This is a genomic window from Terriglobus saanensis SP1PR4 (genome assembly GCF_000179915.2).
GTDB classification, from domain to species: Bacteria; Acidobacteriota; Terriglobia; order Terriglobales; family Acidobacteriaceae; genus Terriglobus; species Terriglobus saanensis.
The window spans coordinates 1388468-1409617 of record NC_014963.1 but is presented as its reverse complement, the minus strand read 5'-3'; the positions used below and the strand labels follow the sequence as shown (position 1 = coordinate 1409617).

Sequence of the window (21150 nt, the reverse complement as noted above, 5' to 3'; positions counted from 1 at the left end):
GACTTGCGGCCCCACTGACTCGCCGACTCGCTGACCTGCCGACTCGCTAAGAGTCAGCGTCCGTCGGCGAAGTAGCCCGACTTGTACCGTAGCTTGGCCGTCGCAGCCCGTGCCGCGTCGGTCAGATGCACGTTGATCGTGCGAAAGCCGTCATCCCTGTGGCGGGGTGGCGCGTAATACCCCAGCAGATACTGCGTCCGCAGATCGTCCGAGAGGTGCGCGAAGGCCTTGTCCAGATCGTGCTTGTCCAGCACGTAAAAATACTTTCCGCCCGTGTCCTGCGCCATCTGGATCAGGGCGTGCTCGCCGCCGGTGTTGCGGCCAGCGTCGGCTTCAATCGGCACCATGATGATCGGGTAGATCGCAGCCCCAGCGCGCTCCGCAGCCTCCACTGCCTGCTGGTAGCGCATGCCCTTCGTCGTGTTGCCGCCGTCGGTCACAATCACAAGGATTTTGCGCCGCGTCGCATCGCGCTTCGCCTCGGTCAATCGCTGCGAAGCCAGATAGATCGCGTCGTAGAGTGAAGTCGCATCGCCTTTGTGGAGATTTCCAATGCCAGCGTTCATGCGGCCCGCGTCATTGGTGAACGGAACGATCTCATCCACCGTGTCCGAGAACGAGATCAGGTCCATCTCATCCTGTTCGCGCAACATCTGCTTCACAAACCGCTTCGCCGCGTCGCGCTCCGTCTGGAACTGCGTAATTACGCTCTCGGAGGTATCGATCGCCATCACCATCGAAAGCGGCGTCGTCGCCTGCCGTTCAAAGATGGCGATCTTCTGCGGTTTGCCCTCTTCCAGGATCTGAAAATCACTTTGTTTCAGATCGGGAATCGGGACATCCATCGCATCCGTTGCGTTCACCGGCACATTCACCAGCCGCGTTTCGACACGCAACACAGGTACGTCCGCCTGCTGCGCGGAAGCAGCCAGTACGAGCGGAAAAGCGAGGAGTACGGCAGCGAGCTTCAAAGGGATGCCGCCGGAACGATTGCATCGGGAAAGGCTTCACCATCGGCCCACACCGCGCCGTCGACAAAGTACTCCTTCTTCCAGATCGGCACCGTCTTCTTGAGGGTATCGATCAGCCACCGGCAAGCCTCGAACGTCACGCCTCGGTGCGCGCTCGATACGCCAATCAGGATGCTCGTCTCGCCGATCTCCAACTTGCCCAGGCGATGGACCATCGCGACATCGCGCACACCGAACTTCTCCACCGCCTCTGCGGCAAGCGCACGCATCTGCTCCAGCGCCATTTCTTCATATGCGGAATAGTCCAGATAGAGCGTCTGCCGCCCGCGCGTGTTGTTGCGCACGATGCCGTCGAAGACGCACACCGCGCCGTCCTCGCCCAGCTTCAACGCCGCCGTAACAGCAGAAGCATCAATTACCGTGCGTGTCAGTTCCACCTGCATTGCCCAGCCAACCCCTGATAAAGATTAGACGATGGAAACCGCTCCGCCGCTTACGGGAGGCAGCAGCGCCACTTCGTCCCCATCCACGAGCCCAGTCTCCCGCGAGACATAAGCCTGGTTCACCGCCACCGCGATACGCGGCCACATCGTCGAAAGCTGAGGTGCACGCTCTTCGCAGCGCTCGATCACCCTTGCGACGCTGGATCCGGAAGGCAGATCCAGCTTAAACTCCGCGCCCAGCACATCCCGCAACATTCCAAAACAAAGTACGCGCACACGCATCGTCCGAGGATATCCCTTCAAAAAGAAAAGCGGCCCGGCAGGTTCGCCGGGCCGCTTCGATTTGCCGCCATTCTACTTAGACCGTCGCCGCGAGAACTTCTTCGCGAACGATCTCATCCTTCACCGCTTCCCGCAGGCTGTGCGGCAGAGCGATCCGCAACACATCCTCGATCCGCGAAGCGTAGTGGATCGCAATGCCCGCCTTCTGGTCCACCGTCAGGTCCTCTTCCACGTTCGGCTTGACGTCGATGGGAAGAATGATCGTCTTCACACCAGCCCGTCTGGCCGCAAGGAACTTCTCCTTGATGCCACCTACCGGGAGCACATTGCCCGAGAGTGTAATCTCTCCCGTCATCGCCAACAGAGGATGCACTGGCATGTCCGTCAGCAAGGACACAATCGCCGTTGCCATGGTCACGCCCGCCGAAGGTCCATCCTTCGGAATCGCGCCCGCCGGAACATGCAGATGAAGATCGATGTCTTTCAACACATCTTCATCTAGTCCAAGCGAACCCGCATTGGAACGGACCCACGTCAGCGCCGCCTGCATACTCTCCTTCATCACGTCGCCAATCTGGCCCGTGATCTGGAAGTTGCCCTTGCCCTTCATCTTGTTCGCTTCGATGAAGAGGATGTCGCCGCCGACCGGGGTCCACGCCAAGCCAACCGCAACGCCTGCACGCTTTGTCCGCTCCGCGATCTCCGTATCCACGCGGACCTTGTATCCGCCCAGAAACTCCTGGATCACAGCATCGGTCACGACCAGCTTCTCGGTCTTGCCCTCCGCGATGCGACGTGCCTGCTTGCGGCAGATAGTTCCGATCAACTGCTCGAGCTTACGAACACCGGCCTCGCGTGTGTAGTGCCGAGCCACGATGCCCAGTGCCTCGCGCGAGAACTCGATCTTCGCCTCTCCGCCTTCTACTGCTTCGATCCCGTTCTCCTTCACCTGCCGAGGAACGAGGTACTTCTCGGCAATCGAGACCTTCTCCTCTTCCGTGTAACCGGTCAATTCGATGATCTCCATACGGTCGAGCAGCGGAGCCGGAATCGGATCCAACTGGTTCGCCGTGCAGATGAACAGCACCTTGCTCAGATCGAATGGCTGATCGAGGTAATGATCGCGGAACGTCCCATTCTGGGCCGGATCGAGAGTCTCCAGCAGAGCGCTCGCCGGGTCGCCACGGAAGTCGCGGCCAAGCTTGTCGATCTCGTCCAGCATGAACACGGGATCGTTTGTCTCCACGCGCTTCAGGTTCTGGATGATCTGTCCCGGCATCGCTCCGATGTACGTCCGCCGATGTCCACGGATCTCTGCCTCGTCGTGCATACCGCCGAGCGAGATACGTGAGAACTTCCGTCCCAGCGCACGTGCGATGGACTTTCCAAGCGAGGTCTTACCGACGCCCGGAGGTCCGACAAAGCAGAGGATCGGTCCCTTCATGTCCGGCTTCAACCGACGCACAGAAAGGTAGTCCAGGATGCGGTCCTTCACCTTCGTCAAGCCGTAGTGGTCTTCGTCGAGGAACTCCGCCGCCTTCTTGATGTCCGGCTCTTCGCCTGAGCTCTTCGCCCACGGCAGAACCGCCAGCCATTCAATGTAGTTGCGCGTCAGCGAGTAATCCGGCGAAGCCGCATTCATCCGCTGCAATCTGCTCAACTCCTTCAGGGCTTCCTTCTTCGTTTCTTCAGGCATTCCAGCAGCTTCGATCTTCTCCTTCAGCTCCGTGATGTCCTTGTTGGAATCGTCCCCATCGCCGAGTTCCTTGCTGATGGCCTTCATCTGCTCGCGCAGGTAGTATTCGCGCTGCGACTGCTGCACCGCGTCCTGCACCTCGGTCTGGATTTTGGTGCGCAACTGCTGCACCTCCAGCTCCTTGGCCAGGTGCTTGTTCAGCCGTTCCAGGCGAGCCGAAACATCCGCCGTCTCCAGAAGTTCCTGCTTTTCCACTGTCGTCAAGAACGGCAGCGACGAAGCAACGAAGTCCGCCAAGCGGCTCGGTTCTTCGATATTCAGGGCAATCGTCTGCAGATCGTCCGACAAGGTCGGCGAGGCTGAGACAATCGCCTGGAACTGCGACACCACATTCCGCTGGAGAGCCTCAGCTTCGGGCGTCAGCGACGGCTCGAGTTCCGGAATGGTCTCATACTCCGCCGTCATGAACGGCGTCAGCTGGTCGAACTCGCCCAGATGCACGCGCTCCGTGCCCTCTGTAAAGACAAAGAGGCTCTGGTTCGGCATCTTGACCACCTTGTGCACGGTAGCCAGGGTGCCTACCGTATGCAGGTCGATGGAGTCGGGCTGGTCTTGGCGAGCGTCGCGCTGCGCGACTACCAGGATAGTTTTTGCCTCTCCAAGTGATTGAATCAATTGGATCGAACTCTCGCGCCCTACCGTAAGCGGCAAGACAGCATGGGGGAAGAGAACCGTATCTCGCACCGGAAGAACCGGTAAAGCGGCATGCTTTAGTCCATTGGCTTTGCTTGGATCGGAGGCGGTAGGTTTGATAACGCTTAAGAAATCGTTTGGCATTTGAGTGTCCTTCTATCAGGTCTTCGGATATTAGACGCCGCAGATTTCAATCGGTCGCAACCTACCCTAAAGCCTTCACATCAGTGCTGATACGAGGTACGTCTCTTACCGGATGTCCGTTCCCGGCTCTTCAGTTGCATCGGCAGTACGGCCTATCTCTTCAGCTGATGCATGGGATGCTCAGGCCGATGCGTATCGTCCAAGTTCTTTCACCATACGACAGTGTCCATTGAGCCACTTGACCACCCGGTCCGGGGTCTCGTCCCCTTCAAACCGTAGATCAACATAAAAGACATACTCCCAAGGCTGCCCCGGAACTGGCCTCGATTCAATCCGGGTCAGGTCCACCTTCAGGTCGGCCAACCCCTGCAATGCAGTGACGAGCGAACCCGGCCTGTGCTCGATGGCGAAGGCAACGCTCATCTTATTTACCTCTCCTGCGGGCCGCAGACGCTCAGCCGCAGCCGACGGCACCAGAAGGAAGAACCGCGTGAAGTTCTGGGGATCGTCCTCGAGGTCCCGTGCCAGGACTTCTCCGCCGAAAACCTCTGCAGCATTGGGGCGGGCAATGGCTGCGGCATCCTGCAGGTTTTCCGCGACGATATATTTCACACTTCCGGCCGTGTCGTAAAAAGGCACGGCTTCGATTTCGGGATGTTCCGCGAAAAATCTGCGGCACTGCGACAACGCCACCGGGTGCGAGAGAACACGTCGCACCTCGTCCATGCGAACGCCGGGCACAGCAATCAAGGCGTGTCGGATTCTCAGGGTAAGTTCCGCCACGATCACAACATCGTGCGAGAGCAGAAGGTCGTAGTGCTCTGCAACCGATCCGTGGAGGCTGTTTTCGATCGGCAGAACGGCAGCATCGGCTTCGCCCTTGGCCAAGCGATCGAAGACCTCGGCGGAAAGCGCGCAGGCAACTACCTGCTGCTCTCCCAACATTTCCAGCACCGCAGCATGGCTGTTTGAACCCGCTTCTCCCTGAATCGCCACACGCATTGCTTCACTCCTTACGATATTCGTTGTCGTTCTGGCAACCCTGCAAGTTTACCCGGCAACTCATGTTGTGTGGCCGCTTGGCCCAGATTCAAATTCGATGAAATCGCCCGGCAGCAGAGGGCATTAGGAGACGACGATGCTTTGGACGATTACGGTAATTCTTTTAGTTGCGTGGCTACTGGGTCTGGTGAGCGGTTACACCGTGGGTGGATGGATCCACATCCTCATCGTACTTGCGATCATCTCCCTTATCTTCAACCTCATCTCTGGTCGACGCGCAGTTTAGCGGCCAGCTGATCTGGAACCTGAATGGCCGCGTCCCTATGAGCGGCCATTCCTCATTCAACCCTTCAACACGGGAGTGCACCATGGACATCGATCAGATCAAAGGCAAAGCACAGAACGCATTTGGAAAAGCAGAACAGGCCGTAGGCGAAGCCGTCGGCAGTCAGCATCTCGCAAACGCCGGCGCTCAGGACGAGGTCAAAGGCGCCGCCAAAGAGACCTGGGGCAACGTCAAAGATACGGCACGCTCCGTGAGTGACACTGCGAAGACCAGCACAGCGGTTCACGAGGATCACACTCGCGCTACCGGAGAAGCTCACGCCTCCAATCTGCGGGACAAGGTCGTTTCGGGAGCGGAGCACGTCCGCGACTCGGTCAACACCAAACTCGATGAAATTAAAGAGCACCAGGCAGAAAAGCGCGAAGAGATCCGCCACTCTTAGGAGCTGTATTCGCGTACTCTGAACGAGAAGTTATCCACAGGCACCCGCCCTCGCGGGTGCCTTTTCTGCTGCAAAGAAGCCATTCCGACCACCTCCCATGCATCCAATCCTAAGACCGGTACTTACCAATAAGGATGAATGATGGATACCCTTGTACATGTTGTTGGCACGCTTTGGATCTACCTGCGTCGCGAGCATTACCTCACCCTCGCTACAAAAGCCGAAGCAGAGCTTGCAATATTGGCCAACACCGCTTCAGGAAACAATCTGCTTCGCATTCAGCGAAAGCGCAAGGAGATTGCAGCAGATATCCTCCGTCTACAGGCACCACTCACATGGGCTTCACTGCGCCGATCCAACGCGACTGTTGAATCCGTTCCAGAACGTATCGCTCCTGCATCTGTGCACGAGAGAATGCCTTTGCCTGTAGAGAAAGAACCGCTCGTCGAAGTTGCCTAAGTGGTTTGTTAGCGCCGCCAGAAGATATCGGTAGCGACTGAGAAGAAATACAGCATCGAGATCACCCCGTTCAGCAAAAAGAACGCAGCGTTCATTCTAAGCAGATCATTCGGCGCAATGATCGAGTGCTCGTAAAGTAGCAGGCCCGCCACAATCCCGACACCGACCTCTGCAATCGTTCCCAGACCAAAGAGCGGGACCATCCATATAAGCAGAGCGACCATGCCCACGTGCATGGCGCGCGCAATCCAGAAAGCTCCCTGCAGACCGAAGGCCTGGGGAATGCTGTTGAGCCCCGCCTTGCGATCATGCTCGAAGTCCTGGCACGCATAGAACACATCGAATCCACCTACCCAGAGCAGTACCGCCGCGGTGAGCACAATGATGCGCGCATCCAATGTTCCGCGTACTGCAATCCACGCCGCCGAAGGCGCGATCCCCAGTGCAAGACCCAGCACCAGGTGCGACCACCGCGAGATGCGCTTCATGTAGCTGTATCCCAATACCACGGCGAGAGCGATGGGCGAAAGAATCAGCGTCAACTTATTGAGCGCGCCCGCCGCCGCTACAAACACCGCGCACATGAGCAACGTGAACAAACCGGTGAAACGTCTGGACAAAACACCTGCTGGAATAGCGCGTGTCGCCGTCCGTGGATTCACTGCGTCAAGGTCGGCATCCACCAGTCGGTTGAAAGCCATCGCCGCCGACCGTGCAGAGACCATGCAGACCACAATGAGTAAGAGGACGCGGAGCTCGGGCACTCCATGTGCGGCAAGCATGGCTCCCGTCAAGGCGAAGGGCAACGCGAAGATCGAATGCTCCCACTTGATCATCTCCAGTGTGACCCGCGTGCTTCGCCAAAGCCCTGTCATCGTTCCCGTCATACTTCCAGTGTAAAGCGAACCCCGTACAGGTTCGTGCCTCATTCTTTCCCAGTTTCATCCGCGAAAGGGTGGGTCGCAGAGCGCACAAACCTGATATGTCGGGAAAAGGAAGGAAGATACTGAGTTTCCAAGTTTTAAAAGCAGATCTCGTTGCGGGATGAAAAAGTAGTGAAGCTAGGCATCCGTTCATCCAAAACAAAACGACCGGAGCATTGCTCCGGCCGTTGTCTGCGAAAGGAAAAATCAGTCCTGCTTCTGACCCGCGACCTGCAGCGAGTTCGTCACCTTGAACACGCCACCGACGCTGTTTGCGCGGATTCCGGCAGCATCTTTGTCGGCCTGATTATTCACTACGCCTGTCAGCGTCACATTGCCGCTGATGACGGTAATGCGGATCGGCTTCGCCGGGTCGATTGCGTACTTGTTGAGCGACGGGAATCCATAGACAGCACGCGCTACATCCAGACGGATGCGATCGTCCATCGGTGAGGTCGGCGCGACTTCGATGTTGTCCACAACGTCCTTCACACCGGGATAATTCGACACAACTGAGATCGCCGAGTCCTTGTCCGTCGGTCCGTATGCCACACCGCCCAGCGTTACAACACCGTCCTGCACGCCGATCGTGAACGAGTTGAAGGCCGTCGTGCCATAGCCTACGCGGTCGTAAGACAGCTTCTCCGCCAGTTTGTCGCGGAGCTCGGTATCCGAAAGCTTGGACGAACTGCTGACTTCAATCATGTTTCGGACAGCCGTCACACCCTTCTGCCGATGCACGCGATGGTCCGCATCTTCCTTCACGCTGTATACGTCGACGGATCCGGTCAATGTCACCATGCCGTTCTTTACGTTGCTCTGCACAGCGCTGAACCGCTTGTTCGAAAGGGCCTTCGCGACCTCTTCCTGGATCTGCGTGTCAGCGATCTTATCCTGGGCACGCAACGTAGGCGCTGCGAACAATCCAAGGGACAAGGCAAAAACACCACTCAATAACTTCATGCTTTTCTTCATAATTCGCTCTCCTGGCGATTCTAAACACATAAGTCATGTGTTTTATTCCACCTGATTGGACGCAGGAAGCGCGCGTAGGTTACGCCTAACGATAACGCTTTCTGATCTTATAGACCATCGAAAATACGCCATTTTCATCGCGGGTCGCAACAATCGACTTATTATCGCTAAGCCGATACTGCACCTGGATCAGCTGCTGTGCCTGAGAGTTTACGTTCGTCGCAAAAACTACCGTGACCTGTCGCGAAACCTGCTGCTCTACTGTGATGCGAGCGGAAGAAGTTCCGAGCGTGCCGACAAAGGCCGGGTCAATCTTCACCTTGCCCGCGCCGCCGAATAGCTTATTTACACGGCTCGAAACGGTAGCATTAAGAGCTCCACCCAGAAGAGCGTTGGTCGTCGGATCCTGTCCCTGCTGCTGCAGCTGCTGGGTGTTGATCTGCGCCTCTTCCTGTGTACGTCCGAGCGCCAGCAGGTTGAAGATATCCGCCTGTGACAACGGAGGCTCCGACCGGTAGGCCAGCTTGAAGTTCTTCGACGTTCCGTGAATACCGATGGTGACGTCGTAGTTCTCCACGCGGGCCGTCGCGTCCAGGTCGATCGTCGGATCGATGCGCACGGGGTTATTGAAGTAGATCTGGCCGCGCTGCAGTTGATACTGCGTTCCGGCAAACGTCGCGCTTCCATCCGTGATGGTGACACGCCCAAGAACAGAAGGCACATCGAGCGTTCCGCGAATGCTTAGATCCACCGTGCCCGCGATCTTTGCATACGAGTTCTGGAAGTCCAGCGCAGGAGCGGACTTTACCTGCACGTTCAAACGGATCTTGTTCATCAGCGAGTCGGGATCGGGCGGTGCTGAGACACCCCCCGCTCCTCCCGCGACCGAGGCAAAGTCAAAGGTCTCCGCCAGTCCAAATCGCGTGATCAGAACATTGCCGCTCAGCGTCGCGCCGTCGCCACTGCCCTGCAGACGCGCGTCGGCGTTCATCGTCGCGCTTACGCCGTAGTAGCGCACGCGAACCGCCTGAGCCGACGCGGTGACGTCCGCAAACAAACCGCCGCGGAACTGCACGTAGCCACCCATCTTGATCTTGCCGCCGCCGGACTCTGCCGTGACGTCCTGGATCTGCAGACGGTCTTCCGTAAACATGGCCGTGCCATTCATATTGCTGATGCCGTTTGGAATGTCCGCCATCGCCAGGTTGACGCCCGCGAATTGCACCTTTCCGCCCAGCATCGGCTTGCTCATGCCGCCCGTCGCCCCGACGTTGAAGGTGATCTTGCCGCTCGATCGTATGTCCGTATCGAGAGCATGCACAATTCCAAGCCCCAGCGTGCCATTCGCCTTCACATCGATCTTGCCGCCCGACGCAGGCAACGGAGAACCATCGGGCGAAAACAGCTGCGCCGTCCCCGAGGCGTGTAGATCGGTCTCGAGTCCCGTGATATGCAGATCGTCTAGACGCACCACACCGTTGGCCAGGCTGGCACGGATGGGCTGCTCGCTCGTGAGCGCAATGCCTTGCAGCGTTACCTGGAACTGATTTAATACAGCATTGCCGGTCAGGGCCTGCGGCTTCTTAGCCGGACCGCTGACGCTGGCTTCGCCCGCTACGTTGGAGGTAGCTTTGGCGGTGCTTCCATAAAGCTTCAGAATCGGATTCACATCCAGATTCGCAAACTTCAGGTTCGCCTTTATGGGATAGTCGCCCACGAGCTGAACCTGTCCTGTGACATCCAGGCTTGCGCCCGCTGCTGTGGAGTGCGCAGTGAGGAAGACCTGATCGCCCTGGCTATGGACGTCTGCGTTCAACTGCCCCAGTGGCTGCTTGTTCAGGGTCAGATTCAGCAGCCGCAACTGTGCGGTGAGACCCGGCTGCTCCATCGTTCCATTGGCATCGGCCTTGAACGTCAGTACGCCATCCACAGGCACCTGGGCCTTCTGCACGGCCTGCAGGTTCGACAGCAGAATATTGTTTCCTTCCACGTGCGCGTGGAGATGCTTCGATGTCAGGTCGTACCCACCATTGCCGCTCACCTGCACACCCTGCGCCTGCACCTGTAGGCTGCTTACTTCGATGTCCTGGCCATGCGCTGTCAGATCCGCCACGATGGAATCGAATGGCTGATCATAGGCGACACCCTTACGCAGCGAAACGCGGCCGCCACCCTGCATATTGTTCAGCGTGCCCTTCAATCGCACATCTGCATTCGCCGTTCCGCTAATGGGCAGCTTGCCCTGGCCGGCCATGTCGAGCACATCTTTGACGCTGGCATCGGCAAGCTGCACATGCGTGTCCAGCAGCATGTCGTTGTCCCACGCGTAACTCACGACGCCACGCCTGCCGACCATACGATGCGGCTCGAAACTACCCGCTACGTTCAAAACCGCTGTGCCGCGATGGATCGTTGAACTCGCCACCGTCACGCCCTTCGGCGCGTACTCCGCATCGGCTACAATCGAATCCACCAGCACATCGCCCGCAGAGCCTAGATGCGCTTCAAGCTGCTGCGCATCCAAGTGTCCTTTGACATCCAGACCCGCAATGGGACCGCTTGCCGTGCCTACAAAGTGCGCTTGTCCATGCAGCACGACCGGCAAAGCGGCACTACCCTTCTTGCCATTGGCTTCGTATCCAATCGAGTTCAAAACAGAATCGAATTCGCCCAGGTCACGGAAGTCCGCATCCATGCGCAGCGCGGTCAGCGCATCGCCCTTGTTGACGCCCAGAACACCGCTCGCGGAAACCGTCGTCGCCGGTGTCTTCGCCGTGACCTGCTTGATATTGACCACTTCGCGATCGCCGCGATACTCCGCGTCCACCGATCCCGTTACCGGAATGTTCTGGGCCTTCAAACGAAGAACTCCAGTCGGCGCAAGCTTCAACTGGGCATTTACGACCACAGAGCTCGGAAGATCTGCCACAGCGCCGCCCCACTCCACCTTTACCGGTCCTGTAACAGCCGTATCCAGTCCCAGGTCCTTCTTATTGCGCGTGACTTCCATGATCGTGCGGAGACTCACTTTGGTGAGGGTCACGGTCAGATAGGCATGCGCGCGTTCGACCTTGTCCAGGCTGCGTGACCCGATCAAAGGCTCCTTTGCATTGATCGCGCTGGCGGCTGCGTTCGCCGTCTTCTGTCCGGCAGCAATCGTAGCCGAACCTACCGCAGCATCCTGCGAGACCTCACCCAGCCAGTTGTTGATCCGCAGTTCGCCTGCAATCTCTCCGCCGCCCGCAGGCAGGTTCGCCGTCAGAGCCTGGAACAAAAGCTCCGTCGGCGTCACGCGCAACTCCGCTCCACCATTTACGCCGTGGACGGTCACATCCTCATCTTCATACCCGGCGTCATGCCACTTCGCCGATCCCACCAGCATGTAGCCCTTCTGGCAATCCGGGTCCGGAGGAAGCACCTTGGTGCTCGCCTTGTTCTCTGTTGGATGACGTCTGCGCCAGAAACGCGGCTGCTTTTGCGCCGCTGCCGGTGCGACCGTGCAGCTATGTCCGCTGATATTCAGATTCACACGGCCACCCTTGAGACCGGGAAAGCCACTGAGTACGGAGATCTGCGGGATTTCGATATCGCCCTTGATGCCCGCCTCCCACGCGGGATTGTCGAAGTTCTCAATCTTCCCGGAGACTAAGAGATGTGAGTCCTTGCCTGTATCCAGTGTCAGACTGCTGAGCTCTATCAGCTTGCGTCCCAGCTCCGCTTCCAACTGCAAGCGGCTCTTCGCTTCGGGCTCCTGCTGCATCTTCGTGCGCAGATCGCTGATCCCCACCGACAGACCGTAGTGATCGCTCTTGGGCAGATAGCGCAAAGACACTCCAAGGTCGCGTGCCGCAAGATCGAAAGGAATGGCGCGATCGTTCATCAGCACCACTCCATTCACAAGCTCCACCGTGTGGGCCTGTAGATCCAGAAGCGTATCGAGTACTGGCTCATTGCTCGTGCTCTTTGTCTTCGGCTCAGGCTGGTTCGTTGTGCCGTCTTTATTCACGATCAGATGAATGTGCGGCTGCTCCACACGCAGCATATCCAGAGAGATGTACTTGATCGCACCTTTGCCCGCCGCGTGCCAGAGAAAGTTCTTGATCGTCACGCGCAAGAGTATTTTATCTACCGCGATATAAGGCGCTTGATCTGGACCTTCAAGACCATGGATCACCAGGCCATCCGCCTCGACGGCCAGGTGTCTCAGGCTGAAGCGCGTATGCGCCAGGTCCACCTTTCCACCTGTAGCGTCCTCCAGAGTCTTCACCAGAATCGCACTCACGCGGCGATCGAAGTCCGACGTCGTGGAGTACCACGCGAGTCCACCAACGATGAGTAGAAAGAGTACGAAGAGGCTTCCCAAGATCCATGCGGCGATACCCAGCCCGCGACGGCGTCGAGGCGCAGGGGGAGTGGTCTCCTCAATCTCTGGATTCAGCAGACTCACTGTGCGTCCTCCCCCTCTTTGAGAATCCGCACAGAGCCCTGCTCTCGCAGTGTCTTTAACCATTGATCCAGAAGCACGCTCACCTGTTGCTCCAGAAGTACCTGCTCGATCCTCGCGCTAATGGTCTCCAGCGGCGGAGGCTGCACTTTCTGCTGGGCGTACTGCGGAAGCATCGTGGTCTTGTAGAACTCTTCAATCTGCGCGTCAGAGATACGGATGCCCGCGCGGAATCTCTGCTCAATAAATCGCAAGACTTCCAGACGGATGCGCCAACGCTCGCGCACCTCTTCGGGAGTAAAACCGACTCCGGCAAGAAACTTGATCCAGCCTTCGTCCGTCTCGCAGGCAGCATGTGCGCAGGCGGGCAGGTCTTTGCGGAGGTCCGTAATTGCAGCATCCAACTCAGCGTCTGTGATCGGCGCCTGTCCCATACCCTGCTGCTGCTGCAGGATCAACGTGCGGTCGATGAGACGGCTCATCGCCTGTTCACGCAGCGTCTTTCCAGCGCCCAGGCGGTATGGCTGCAACTTTGCAAACCGTACCTCTTCGTCCAGGTCGCTCTGCAGAATGATCTGCCCATTCACAATCGCGATGATCCGGTCCACGGATTCCCCACGCGGGTCTGCCGGCTTCGCCGGTGTCTGCGCGGGCATACTACGGCAGATAAAGCACAGCAGCAATGCCACTGCGAAGACCCGGAATGTAGCGCGCATCGTCATTAAAAACTCTGTCCAATCGAGAAGAAGAACTGGAAGTGGCTGCCATGACCCACGGCATGATTCGCCTGCGGCAAAGAGTAGTCGTCGATGATCGGATAGACCGGCGGATTAATGTTATAGCTGAAGTCCACGCGAATGGGACCCACAGGCGTGTTGTACCGCGCACCCACGCCGACCGCATGCGAGAAGTAGGCGAAGTCGCATGTGCCCGTCTGCGAGGGTGTGACGTCAAAGCAAGTCTGCCGATTCGGCTGCTTGAATCTTCCAAAACTTGGCCAGATATCATTGATGTGCAGAAACGCGTTGCCCATATCGTGGAAGAGCACAAAGCTCACACTGTCACCCACAATCGGAAGCACTGGCGGAGGCAGGCGCAACTCGAAACTATTGATAAATACCGCAGATCCACCCACGGGATAACCCGTCGTCAAATCGCGGGGCCCGGCAGAGTTCACGGCGAATCCACGGTGCGAGGAAGCGCCACCGGCGTACAGGCGTTCCGGCAAAGGAATCGGATTACAGCTTGCATTCGTCGTCAGTAGAATGCCCGCGCACGCCGATGTGCCCGCATTTGGATTGGCCCCCGAAGCGACCTCGAAACCAAAGCGCGTATTGCGCGCGAAGGTATATTTCCTGCGCTTTCCCCAGGTGTAATACGTGGAATAAGCGATGTCCGTCCGATTGAAGTTGACCTGTGATCCAAACTTGGAATTCGAGAAAAAGTCCTGAACAGAAAGGTACATACCCTTCTGAGCATCCAGCGGAGAAGGGCCACGCGTGTCGTGGTACCAGGTAATGCCAGGGCCACCTACACGCACCGGCTGCGAGAGCAGTGGAATCAGATTGGCCGTTACCTGCAAACTGTCCTGGTCTACGCTGACACGACGATAAGTAAAGTCATAGATCAGCGTATCGGCGCGCGGAATCTTCTGCGTCACACGCGCAATCGCCTGCAGCGTCGAAGCCTTGAACGTGGAGATGTTCTGCACGTTGGAATATCCGCCGGTAAGGGATCCGGTGAAGTTCGTGTGATTCAAAAGGTGAGGTGTGTTGAGCGTGATCGAGGCCACACGTTCCAACAGGCCATAGGTCGTATGGAGTTGCAATGAGTTGTCCGTGCCACGCAGATTGATCCGAGTAACGTCTGCGGAAACACGGAACGAGGCGCCCGCTCTTCCTTCGGGAGTGCAAGTGGTTCCACCGATCGATTCCTGCGCACGGCAGTTCGTCTGCGGTGTTCCCGTCTGCGCTTCAAAGCCCGCACCGTACGTCACATCCCAGCGGCGTGCCTCTGTCAGTTGCACCAAAACGTTTTTGCGGTCCGCTGTTCCTTCAGGATTTTGCACGGCAACATTCGCCTCGTTGAAGAGCGCCAGATCGTAGTACTTGCGCTGCATCTCCACCAGTGCACTCTGGTCCAAAGGATCGCCCGGCTTCAATAGAAGAGGACGATTCACGACGCTCTTCCGCGTGTGGTTTACGCCCGACAGCAGAATCTTGTCGACGAAGACCTCGTCGCCCTCTGTGATCACAAACGTAAGATCTGTCTGCGTCGGATCGTCCGCGCGCAACGCCTGTTTTACTTCGACCTTCGCTTGCTCAAAGCCTTTGGCGAGGTAGTACTGCAGAATGCTGTCGCGATCTCCTGACACCGTGCTCAGTGAGAAGGGTTGATCCTCCACCGTGTTCATCATGGCGCGCACTTCTTTTTCGCGGGAAGGATCGACGCCACTCAACTTTGCGCTTCCGAACTTCTGCTGCTCTCCCTCATCGATCTTTACGTTGACGCGCATCAGGGCCAGCTTGCCCTTCGTCCCGGCCTGCAACGTCTCCGTGGAGACCTTCACGCGGCTGAAACCGTTCGCACGGTAGATCGATTGTATGGAGGCCACATCGTTTTCGAGCAGCGACTGCGAATAGCGTCCATTGCGCACATACGCATCCGCCTTCACGACCTGCATCCGCTCCCGCATCGTGTCCGTGTCGAAGTACTTGTTGCCCGTGATATCTACCGCAATGACGCGGTACTTCTTTCCTTCGGTGACATCGAAGACCACGGTCTGCGCCGGCGTTCCAACTCCGTCCACATGCGGGTTCACATCGGCATCGAAGTAACCCTGCCGCTGCAGAAATTCGCGGATGTTGTGTGCGCCCTCGTTCAGGAGATCGTTGTCGACGGCGCTCTCTTCATAGATCGGCAACAGCTTCTTCTGCCGGGCGCTGGAGATCTTCGTTCCCTTGATGATCACCTTGACGGTCGGTCCCTGGTTCACGCCAAAGGTATAGTCCAGCTGCTTGCGAGGTGCGGCGTACTCCTGCTTTTCGAGAGCAACGGTGGCCTCCAGGTGGTCTTGCTTCTGGTAGCGTGCGCGCAGCTTCGTCAGGGCGTTGCTCGTCGTGTCGCGCGTGACCTTGCTCTTGTACTTCAGCTTGCCTCGCTTGCGGAACTCCTCGGGCGTCATGCCGATGTCCGTTCCGGTCAGGGCAACTCCGCCGACGCGCGCCTGCGGCCCAAGCGTCACAGTGTATGTGACGTCCATCTGCTTGCCGATTTCGTCGGTCCTGGTCTTCGATTGGATGACCGGCTCGTAGTATCCATTTGTCGACAGCGTCTGCCGGATCCCCTGCTCCCCCGTGGCGACCATTGCAGCCGTAAACGCCGTTCCCGGTTGCAGCTGGGTCGAATATTCCAGAAGCGAACTCAGGCGCTCCGTCTTCACTCCCAGGATTGTCACGCGGCCAACAAAAAGCCGAGGTGTTCCACCAAAAATCAGGGTAACCGTCTGTCCCGCGCCACTGCCATGCTTCACGGCCCGCACGTCGATGCTGCGATAGAGCCCCGTCGCATACAGCCGCCGAATCATGGCACGCACTTGAATCGGATCCAGAGGCTTACCCTCATGTACCGCAAACATCTCGAGAATTCGATCTTTGGGATCGAAACTCACACCCTCGAACTGGACGGCGTCGACCTTCACTCCGCGATAGCTCCAGAGCGTACTTGCCGCATCTGTGTCGGCTTCCTCTACAGCTGGCGACGCATCGCTCTTTGTGGCATCAGTGACAGGAGGTACAGATGGAGTCGAAGAAGATGTCGGGGGAGCAGGAGAGGCGCTCGGCCCCGGCAGGATCGCCGGCGCGATCGACGGAGCTGGAGTCCCTGCGGAAGGAGAGGTCACAGCGTCCTGCGCGGCAACAGAGGTAGCCACGCCCAGAAAAAGTGAGAGCACGCAGGTCAACGCCCGGATCGCGGCCGGACGAACTTTCAGCGTTGCTTCTGCTGGCCACTTTCCATTGAAAAAGCTCACTCCACAAACTCCACCGCTTAAATTCAGGAACCTCGACCTACGCTCGCCGCAGACCGACACGTAAGTTCTATAGTGCAATCAAGACAAGGAAAGCCAGTCACGAGTCTGATGCCAAAAGGTGCCACAGGGTTCGCTCAGGGGATCAGCCTTTGGAACTCCTTGCATCCAGAGCAGCCCGTGCCTCCATGACATCGTCAAATGGAACACTTACAAGGATACTTCCTTGACGCGACACCTGTTCCCGCTCGTGCCCTTTACCAGCCAGCAGAACAATATCACCTGCCTTCGCGACGGTAATCGCCCGCCGGATAGCGACATGCCTGTTCAGTTCCACTTCGACGATGGCTTTCGTATCCTGTAGACCCACCAATACATCGGCGGCAATTGCCGCAGGGTCTTCGCTGCGCGGATTGTCGCTGGTCACGATGACGAGGTCGCTCCCGTCGCCTGCAGCCCGCCCCATCTTTGGCCTTTTCGTTCGGTCGCGGTCTCCTCCGCAACCGAACATGGTAATCACGCGCCCCTCGCCCACCAACTCCCGCGCCAATCCGATCAGGTTTCGCAAGGCGTCGTCGGTGTGAGCATAATCCACCACCACCGTGATGCCCAGGTCGTTCCCTACTGTTTCAAACCGTCCCGGCACCGGCAGCAACTCCGCCGCCCCACGCACACACTCGTCCAGAGACAGGCCGCGGGCCATGCCCGTCGCCATCGCCGCAACGAGGTTGTAGACGTTCACACGCCCGGTCAACTGCGACCGCACCACCCGCTCCCCCATGGGCGTTACTAGAGCAAACTCGGTCCACCCCGCACCGAGCTTCACATCGTCCGCCACAAACTCGTAGGCGTTCTCGTCGAACTCACGGGCTCCCACCCGATACGTCCAGACCTCGCACCCCGAAGCGGCCTCCACCATCATTCCGGCAGACGGATCATCCGCGTTGATTACGGCGATCCTTGGGGGCAAGGTGCCCACACCACGGAACATGAGGGCCTTGGCCCGCGCGTACTCGCCCATGGTCCCGTGATAGTCCAGGTGGTCCTGTGTCAGGTTGGTAAAGACCGCCACATCCAGCGGGAGACCCCACACACGCTCCTGCACCAGCGCGTGCGAACTCATCTCCATTACCGCTTCGGTAGCGCCTGCCCGTACTCCCTCGGCAAAGATCTCCAGAACGTCGCGGCTCTCCGGCGTCGTATGCGGAGAAGGACGAACGTTTTCCACCACATGCGTCTCAATCGTCCCCAGCAAAACGCTCTTTCGCGAGACACTCCGCAACAGACCTTCAATCAGGAAGGCGGTCGTCGTCTTTCCGTTTGTGCCCGTCACGGCGCACAGTTTCAAAACCTGTTCCGGATGTCCGAAAAAGTTCGCGCTCACTTCGGCCAGCGCCCGCCGCCCATATTCCACCAGAGCAACACCGATATCGGAGCGCGAAGTCAGATCTTCAAACACGGTAGGAGAATCAGTCAGTACCGCCACCGCACCGAGCTTCAATGCAACTGCGACATAACGATTGCCGTCCGTCGCTTCGCCGCGCATCGCGACAAACAGTGAACCCGTGCCTGTACGCCGTGAGTCATACTCCACGCCGCGCACATCCACTGGCGCCAGCCGCACCGCCAACGTCGTCACACCGCGCACTATCTCTTCAAATCTCATCGTATTTACCGCTGTAGAAACAGCTTGATCGCCACACTGATCAGCACGACCGCAAAGGTCTTCCGTACAAGCCCCACCGGCAACTGCTGCGCCCACTGCGCGCCAAACCAGCTACCTACTGTAAGGCCTATCGCCAGAACCAGGCCAAGACGCCAGTCCACCTGCTTCGCCCGCGCGTAGGGGATCAACGGCACAATCCAGATCGGCAGGGATGCAATCAGCAGGGCCGTTCCCTGCGCGCGCAGCTGCGTCAGACCAAACCCAAAAATCAGGGTAGGAATGATGAACGCTCCGCCTGTTCCGGCCAGACCCACACATGCGCCCACACCAACGCCGATCAAAATAATCAGCCAGGCGGGTGAACTCAACGTGCGAACCGCACGATGACTTCCGTCCCCTGCGGAACCATCGCTCCCGCCGCCGGGACCTGCTCCGTCGCAATGCCGCTGCCCACGGGCTGCACGCGCAGACCGACTCCGCGCGCGCGCTCCACAACTAATCGCATCGATGCTCCAACAAACGTGGGCACCGGCACATTCTTCTCCGAACTCACGACGACCCCACCATCTGGCCGCGTTACCGTCTGCGCTACAGACTTCGGCAGTGGCTTTTGATCATCGGAATCGGGCATCACACTGGATCCGCCGTGCTCTCGAAACGCGGTCAAAATCTTGTCCGGCAGAGCGCCAAACATACCCTTCTTTATCGGCGCGCTTGCCGTAGGGGCTGGGGCTGGCGAAGCCGCAACCATCGCAGCGTCATTCTTCGCGCGGAGAGGATCATCCGCAGGCAACGAATTAACCTCGGCAAAAAGAGCCCCGAGATCCGCGCCGCTGTCGGAGGGAGCGTCGTCTTCGCCAGACGGCTTTTGCGTGCTGGCGATTTCGCTCTTGGATCGTGCATGTAGCGGTTGGTCGTGCGGGACGCCAAGGTACTCGAGGACCTGCTGCGCCACCTCGGCAAAGACGGGCGCACTCGTAGTCGAACCATATCGGGTGCCCAGTGTCGGTGTATCGATCACCACCGCAATCGCAATCGCAGGATTACTCACCGGCGCAATCCCTGCGAAGCTGGCAACCAGCTTGGTATGGGAATAGGTGTGCGTCGCCGGATCGATCTTCTGCGCCGTGCCCGTCTTGCCTCCGGAACTATAGCCGTTGAGCGTCGCAGCCTTACCAGATCCCTCGATCACCGTGCCCGCCATCATGCTGCGCATCTTCGCCGAAGTCAGTTCGCTGATGACGCGATGCGCACCATCCGGCAACTTCTCAGGCAGCCGCGTTCCCGGACGAAACGCCGCAGGTCGCAGACGAGGGTCACCCTTCATCTGCTCCGTCTCGCTCAACAAAATATGTGGTGGCATGTACGTACCGCCATTGGCAATCGTGGACACCATCGTCACCAGCTGCACCGGAGTTACGCCGATCTCCTGCCCAATCGCAATCGAGAGGATGCTCGTCGCACCCCACTTCTTCGGAGCGCGCAACAGACCACGCGTTTCGCTCGGCAACTCGATTCCACTGCGGTCACCAAAACCGAATCCGCGGATGTAGTCATAAAACTTGTTCGGACCCACCTTCAGCGCCATCTTCGCAGCGCCGACATCGCTTGAATGCTCAAGGGCATATTGCACTGTCACGCGTCCGAAGTGATCCGCTTTATCGTCATGCAACGTACGTCCATACATGGTCATGGCGCCGCCCTGGCAATCCACAATGTCGGTAGGCTGCACGCCCGCTGCATCGAGTGCAGCCGAATACGTCACTAGCTTGAAAGTTGAACCCGGCTCATACACATCGCTTACCGCAAGGTTCTTCAAGATACTTGCATCCTGATGTCTCAGGTCGTTCGGGTTATAACGCGGAGAGATTGCCAGCGCCAGGATCTGTCCCGTGTTCGGGTCCTGCACCACGACCGTACCGTGCGCGGCCTTCACCTTCTCCATCTGCTTGTCCAGCGCACGTTCCGCCATGTACTGGATATTGGTGTCGATGCTCAACACGAGGTTCTCGCCCGGCAGAGGCTCGCGCTCTTCGCTGCCCATGGCATGGCGCTTCGCATCCAGCGCGGTCAACACACGCCCCGGCGTTCCATGCAGATCATCGTCGAACTTGCCTTCCAGACCACCCAGGCCAGAGTCGTCCGTTCCCACGTATCCAAGCACCTGCGAAGCAAGATCACTATTGGGGTAGAAACGCTTGAACTCCTTCTGCAGGTAGACGCCCTTCAGATTCAACTCGCGCACGCGGGTTGCCTGCTCCGGCGTCAGCTTGCGCGCTACCCAGGCAAAGTTCCGCGAAGCGTTCATGCGTCCCAGGATGCCCTGTTCGGTAGTAAAGGAGTCTGTCGGATCGACGTGCACGATCGGAGCCAGCAGCTCCGCCGCCGTCGCCCGGTTGTCGCCTAGCTCACTCGGCACCGCATAGACGCTCTCTGCAAGGACGGTGACGGCGAGCTCGCGCAGATTACGGTCGTACAGTACACCGCGTCGTGGAGCCACCTCGAACGTCCGCTGCTGCTGTTTGGCCGCGCGGTCTACCCAGTCCTTATGTTTGTAGACCTGCAGCCAGACCAGCCGGAACGAGATTCCGAAGGTCCAGATTAAAAAAGCAAAAGCCACCCAGACGAAACGGATTCTCCGGATCGGAGCCGTTAACGTCTGCCGTGGCTGTTTGCTCATGGACTGTCCCTTTGGTC

General features: G+C 58.4%; 16 protein-coding genes. 3 read left to right on the top strand and 13 right to left on the bottom strand.

The window, feature by feature from the left end:
* Positions 1 to 53: 53 nt before the first annotated feature.
* The 5 genes from ACIPR4_RS05855 to ACIPR4_RS05835 all read right to left on the bottom strand — a co-directional run bounded on the left by ACIPR4_RS05855 (position 54) and on the right by ACIPR4_RS05835 (position 5231).
* Positions 54 to 971, bottom strand: coding sequence for a VWA domain-containing protein (locus ACIPR4_RS05855; RefSeq protein ID WP_013567736.1), 918 nt, complete (start codon positions 969 to 971; stop codon positions 54 to 56).
* Positions 968 to 1414, bottom strand: coding sequence for a molybdenum cofactor biosynthesis protein MoaE (locus ACIPR4_RS05850; protein ID WP_013567735.1), 447 nt, complete (start codon positions 1412 to 1414; stop codon positions 968 to 970). The genes ACIPR4_RS05855 and ACIPR4_RS05850 overlap by 4 nt, the downstream gene beginning before the upstream one ends.
* Before the next feature lie 24 nt (positions 1415 to 1438).
* Complete coding sequence (locus ACIPR4_RS05845; protein ID WP_013567734.1) at positions 1439 to 1696, bottom strand: MoaD/ThiS family protein; 258 nt, start codon at positions 1694 to 1696, stop codon at positions 1439 to 1441.
* A 76-nt stretch (positions 1697 to 1772) separates the two neighbouring features.
* Positions 1773 to 4229 (bottom strand): endopeptidase La, encoded by a 2457-nt coding sequence (lon, locus tag ACIPR4_RS05840; RefSeq protein WP_013567733.1) that lies wholly within the window; start codon positions 4227 to 4229, stop codon positions 1773 to 1775.
* Between the two features lie 180 nt (positions 4230 to 4409).
* Complete coding sequence (locus ACIPR4_RS05835) at positions 4410 to 5231, bottom strand: prephenate dehydratase (protein WP_013567732.1); 822 nt, start codon at positions 5229 to 5231, stop codon at positions 4410 to 4412.
* Between the two features lie 136 nt (positions 5232 to 5367).
* Between ACIPR4_RS05835 and ACIPR4_RS22435 the strand changes: the two genes are divergently transcribed.
* From ACIPR4_RS22435 to ACIPR4_RS05825, 3 genes are all read left to right on the top strand, one after another.
* Positions 5368 to 5517, top strand: a complete 150-nt coding sequence (locus ACIPR4_RS22435; protein WP_013567731.1) for a lmo0937 family membrane protein — start codon at positions 5368 to 5370, stop codon at positions 5515 to 5517.
* Between the two features lie 82 nt (positions 5518 to 5599).
* Positions 5600 to 5959, top strand: coding sequence for a CsbD family protein (locus ACIPR4_RS05830; protein WP_013567730.1), 360 nt, complete (start codon positions 5600 to 5602; stop codon positions 5957 to 5959).
* 141 nt (positions 5960 to 6100) lie between these two features.
* Positions 6101 to 6418: a hypothetical protein gene (locus ACIPR4_RS05825; RefSeq protein ID WP_013567729.1), complete on the top strand. Its 318-nt coding sequence runs from the start codon at positions 6101 to 6103 to the stop codon at positions 6416 to 6418.
* Positions 6419 to 6426: 8 nt separating this feature from the next.
* Here ACIPR4_RS05825 and ACIPR4_RS05820 read toward each other — a convergent pair whose 3' ends face one another.
* The 8 genes from ACIPR4_RS05820 to ACIPR4_RS05785 all read right to left on the bottom strand — a co-directional run bounded on the left by ACIPR4_RS05820 (position 6427) and on the right by ACIPR4_RS05785 (position 21133).
* Complete coding sequence (locus tag ACIPR4_RS05820) at positions 6427 to 7293, bottom strand: UbiA-like polyprenyltransferase (RefSeq protein ID WP_013567728.1); 867 nt, start codon at positions 7291 to 7293, stop codon at positions 6427 to 6429.
* A gap of 255 nt (positions 7294 to 7548) precedes the next feature.
* Positions 7549 to 8316, bottom strand: a complete 768-nt coding sequence (locus ACIPR4_RS05815) for a BON domain-containing protein (protein ID WP_013567727.1) — start codon at positions 8314 to 8316, stop codon at positions 7549 to 7551.
* A gap of 85 nt (positions 8317 to 8401) precedes the next feature.
* The gene (locus tag ACIPR4_RS05810) at positions 8402 to 12763 is read right to left on the bottom strand and encodes a translocation/assembly module TamB domain-containing protein (protein ID WP_013567726.1); all 4362 of its coding nucleotides are present in this window, start codon (positions 12761 to 12763) and stop codon (positions 8402 to 8404) included.
* Entirely contained in the window at positions 12760 to 13482 is a 723-nt protein-coding gene (locus tag ACIPR4_RS05805; RefSeq protein WP_013567725.1) for a peptidylprolyl isomerase, read from the bottom strand. Before ACIPR4_RS05805 ends, ACIPR4_RS05810 begins: the two co-directional genes overlap by 4 nt.
* Complete coding sequence (locus ACIPR4_RS05800; protein ID WP_013567724.1) at positions 13482 to 16790, bottom strand: POTRA domain-containing protein; 3309 nt, start codon at positions 16788 to 16790, stop codon at positions 13482 to 13484. The genes ACIPR4_RS05805 and ACIPR4_RS05800 overlap by 1 nt, the downstream gene beginning before the upstream one ends.
* Before the next feature lie 142 nt (positions 16791 to 16932).
* Positions 16933 to 18453: a UDP-N-acetylmuramoyl-L-alanyl-D-glutamate--2,6-diaminopimelate ligase gene (locus tag ACIPR4_RS05795; protein WP_013567723.1), complete on the bottom strand. Its 1521-nt coding sequence runs from the start codon at positions 18451 to 18453 to the stop codon at positions 16933 to 16935.
* Positions 18454 to 18458: 5 nt separating this feature from the next.
* A complete protein-coding gene (locus ACIPR4_RS05790; protein ID WP_013567722.1) occupies positions 18459 to 18821 on the bottom strand; it encodes a sulfite exporter TauE/SafE family protein in 363 nt (120 codons plus the stop codon).
* On the bottom strand, positions 18818 to 21133 hold the full coding sequence (locus ACIPR4_RS05785) for a penicillin-binding transpeptidase domain-containing protein (protein WP_013567721.1): 2316 nt from the start codon (positions 21131 to 21133) through the stop codon (positions 18818 to 18820). The genes ACIPR4_RS05790 and ACIPR4_RS05785 overlap by 4 nt, the downstream gene beginning before the upstream one ends.
* Positions 21134 to 21150 lie beyond the last annotated feature (17 nt).

Bases quoted from the DNA above. Each gene is read 5' to 3' on its own strand.
- ACIPR4_RS05845 (WP_013567734.1), bottom strand. From the start codon at position 1,696: ATGCGTGTGCGCGTACTTTGTTTTGGAATGTTGCGGGATGTGCTGGGC.
- ACIPR4_RS22435 (WP_013567731.1), top strand. From the start codon at position 5,368: ATGCTTTGGACGATTACGGTAATTCTTTTAGTTGCGTGGCTACTGGGT.
- ACIPR4_RS05850 (WP_013567735.1), bottom strand. From the start codon at position 1,414: ATGCAGGTGGAACTGACACGCACGGTAATTGATGCTTCTGCTGTTACG.
- ACIPR4_RS05835 (WP_013567732.1), bottom strand. From the start codon at position 5,231: ATGCGTGTGGCGATTCAGGGAGAAGCGGGTTCAAACAGCCATGCTGCG.
- ACIPR4_RS05805 (WP_013567725.1), bottom strand. From the start codon at position 13,482: ATGACGATGCGCGCTACATTCCGGGTCTTCGCAGTGGCATTGCTGCTG.
- ACIPR4_RS05785 (WP_013567721.1), bottom strand. From the start codon at position 21,133: ATGAGCAAACAGCCACGGCAGACGTTAACGGCTCCGATCCGGAGAATC.
- ACIPR4_RS05830 (WP_013567730.1), top strand. From the start codon at position 5,600: ATGGACATCGATCAGATCAAAGGCAAAGCACAGAACGCATTTGGAAAA.
- ACIPR4_RS05825 (WP_013567729.1), top strand. From the start codon at position 6,101: ATGGATACCCTTGTACATGTTGTTGGCACGCTTTGGATCTACCTGCGT.
- ACIPR4_RS05815 (WP_013567727.1), bottom strand. From the start codon at position 8,316: ATGAAGAAAAGCATGAAGTTATTGAGTGGTGTTTTTGCCTTGTCCCTT.
- ACIPR4_RS05820 (WP_013567728.1), bottom strand. From the start codon at position 7,293: ATGACAGGGCTTTGGCGAAGCACGCGGGTCACACTGGAGATGATCAAG.
- ACIPR4_RS05795 (WP_013567723.1), bottom strand. From the start codon at position 18,453: ATGAGATTTGAAGAGATAGTGCGCGGTGTGACGACGTTGGCGGTGCGG.
- lon (WP_013567733.1), bottom strand. From the start codon at position 4,229: ATGCCAAACGATTTCTTAAGCGTTATCAAACCTACCGCCTCCGATCCA.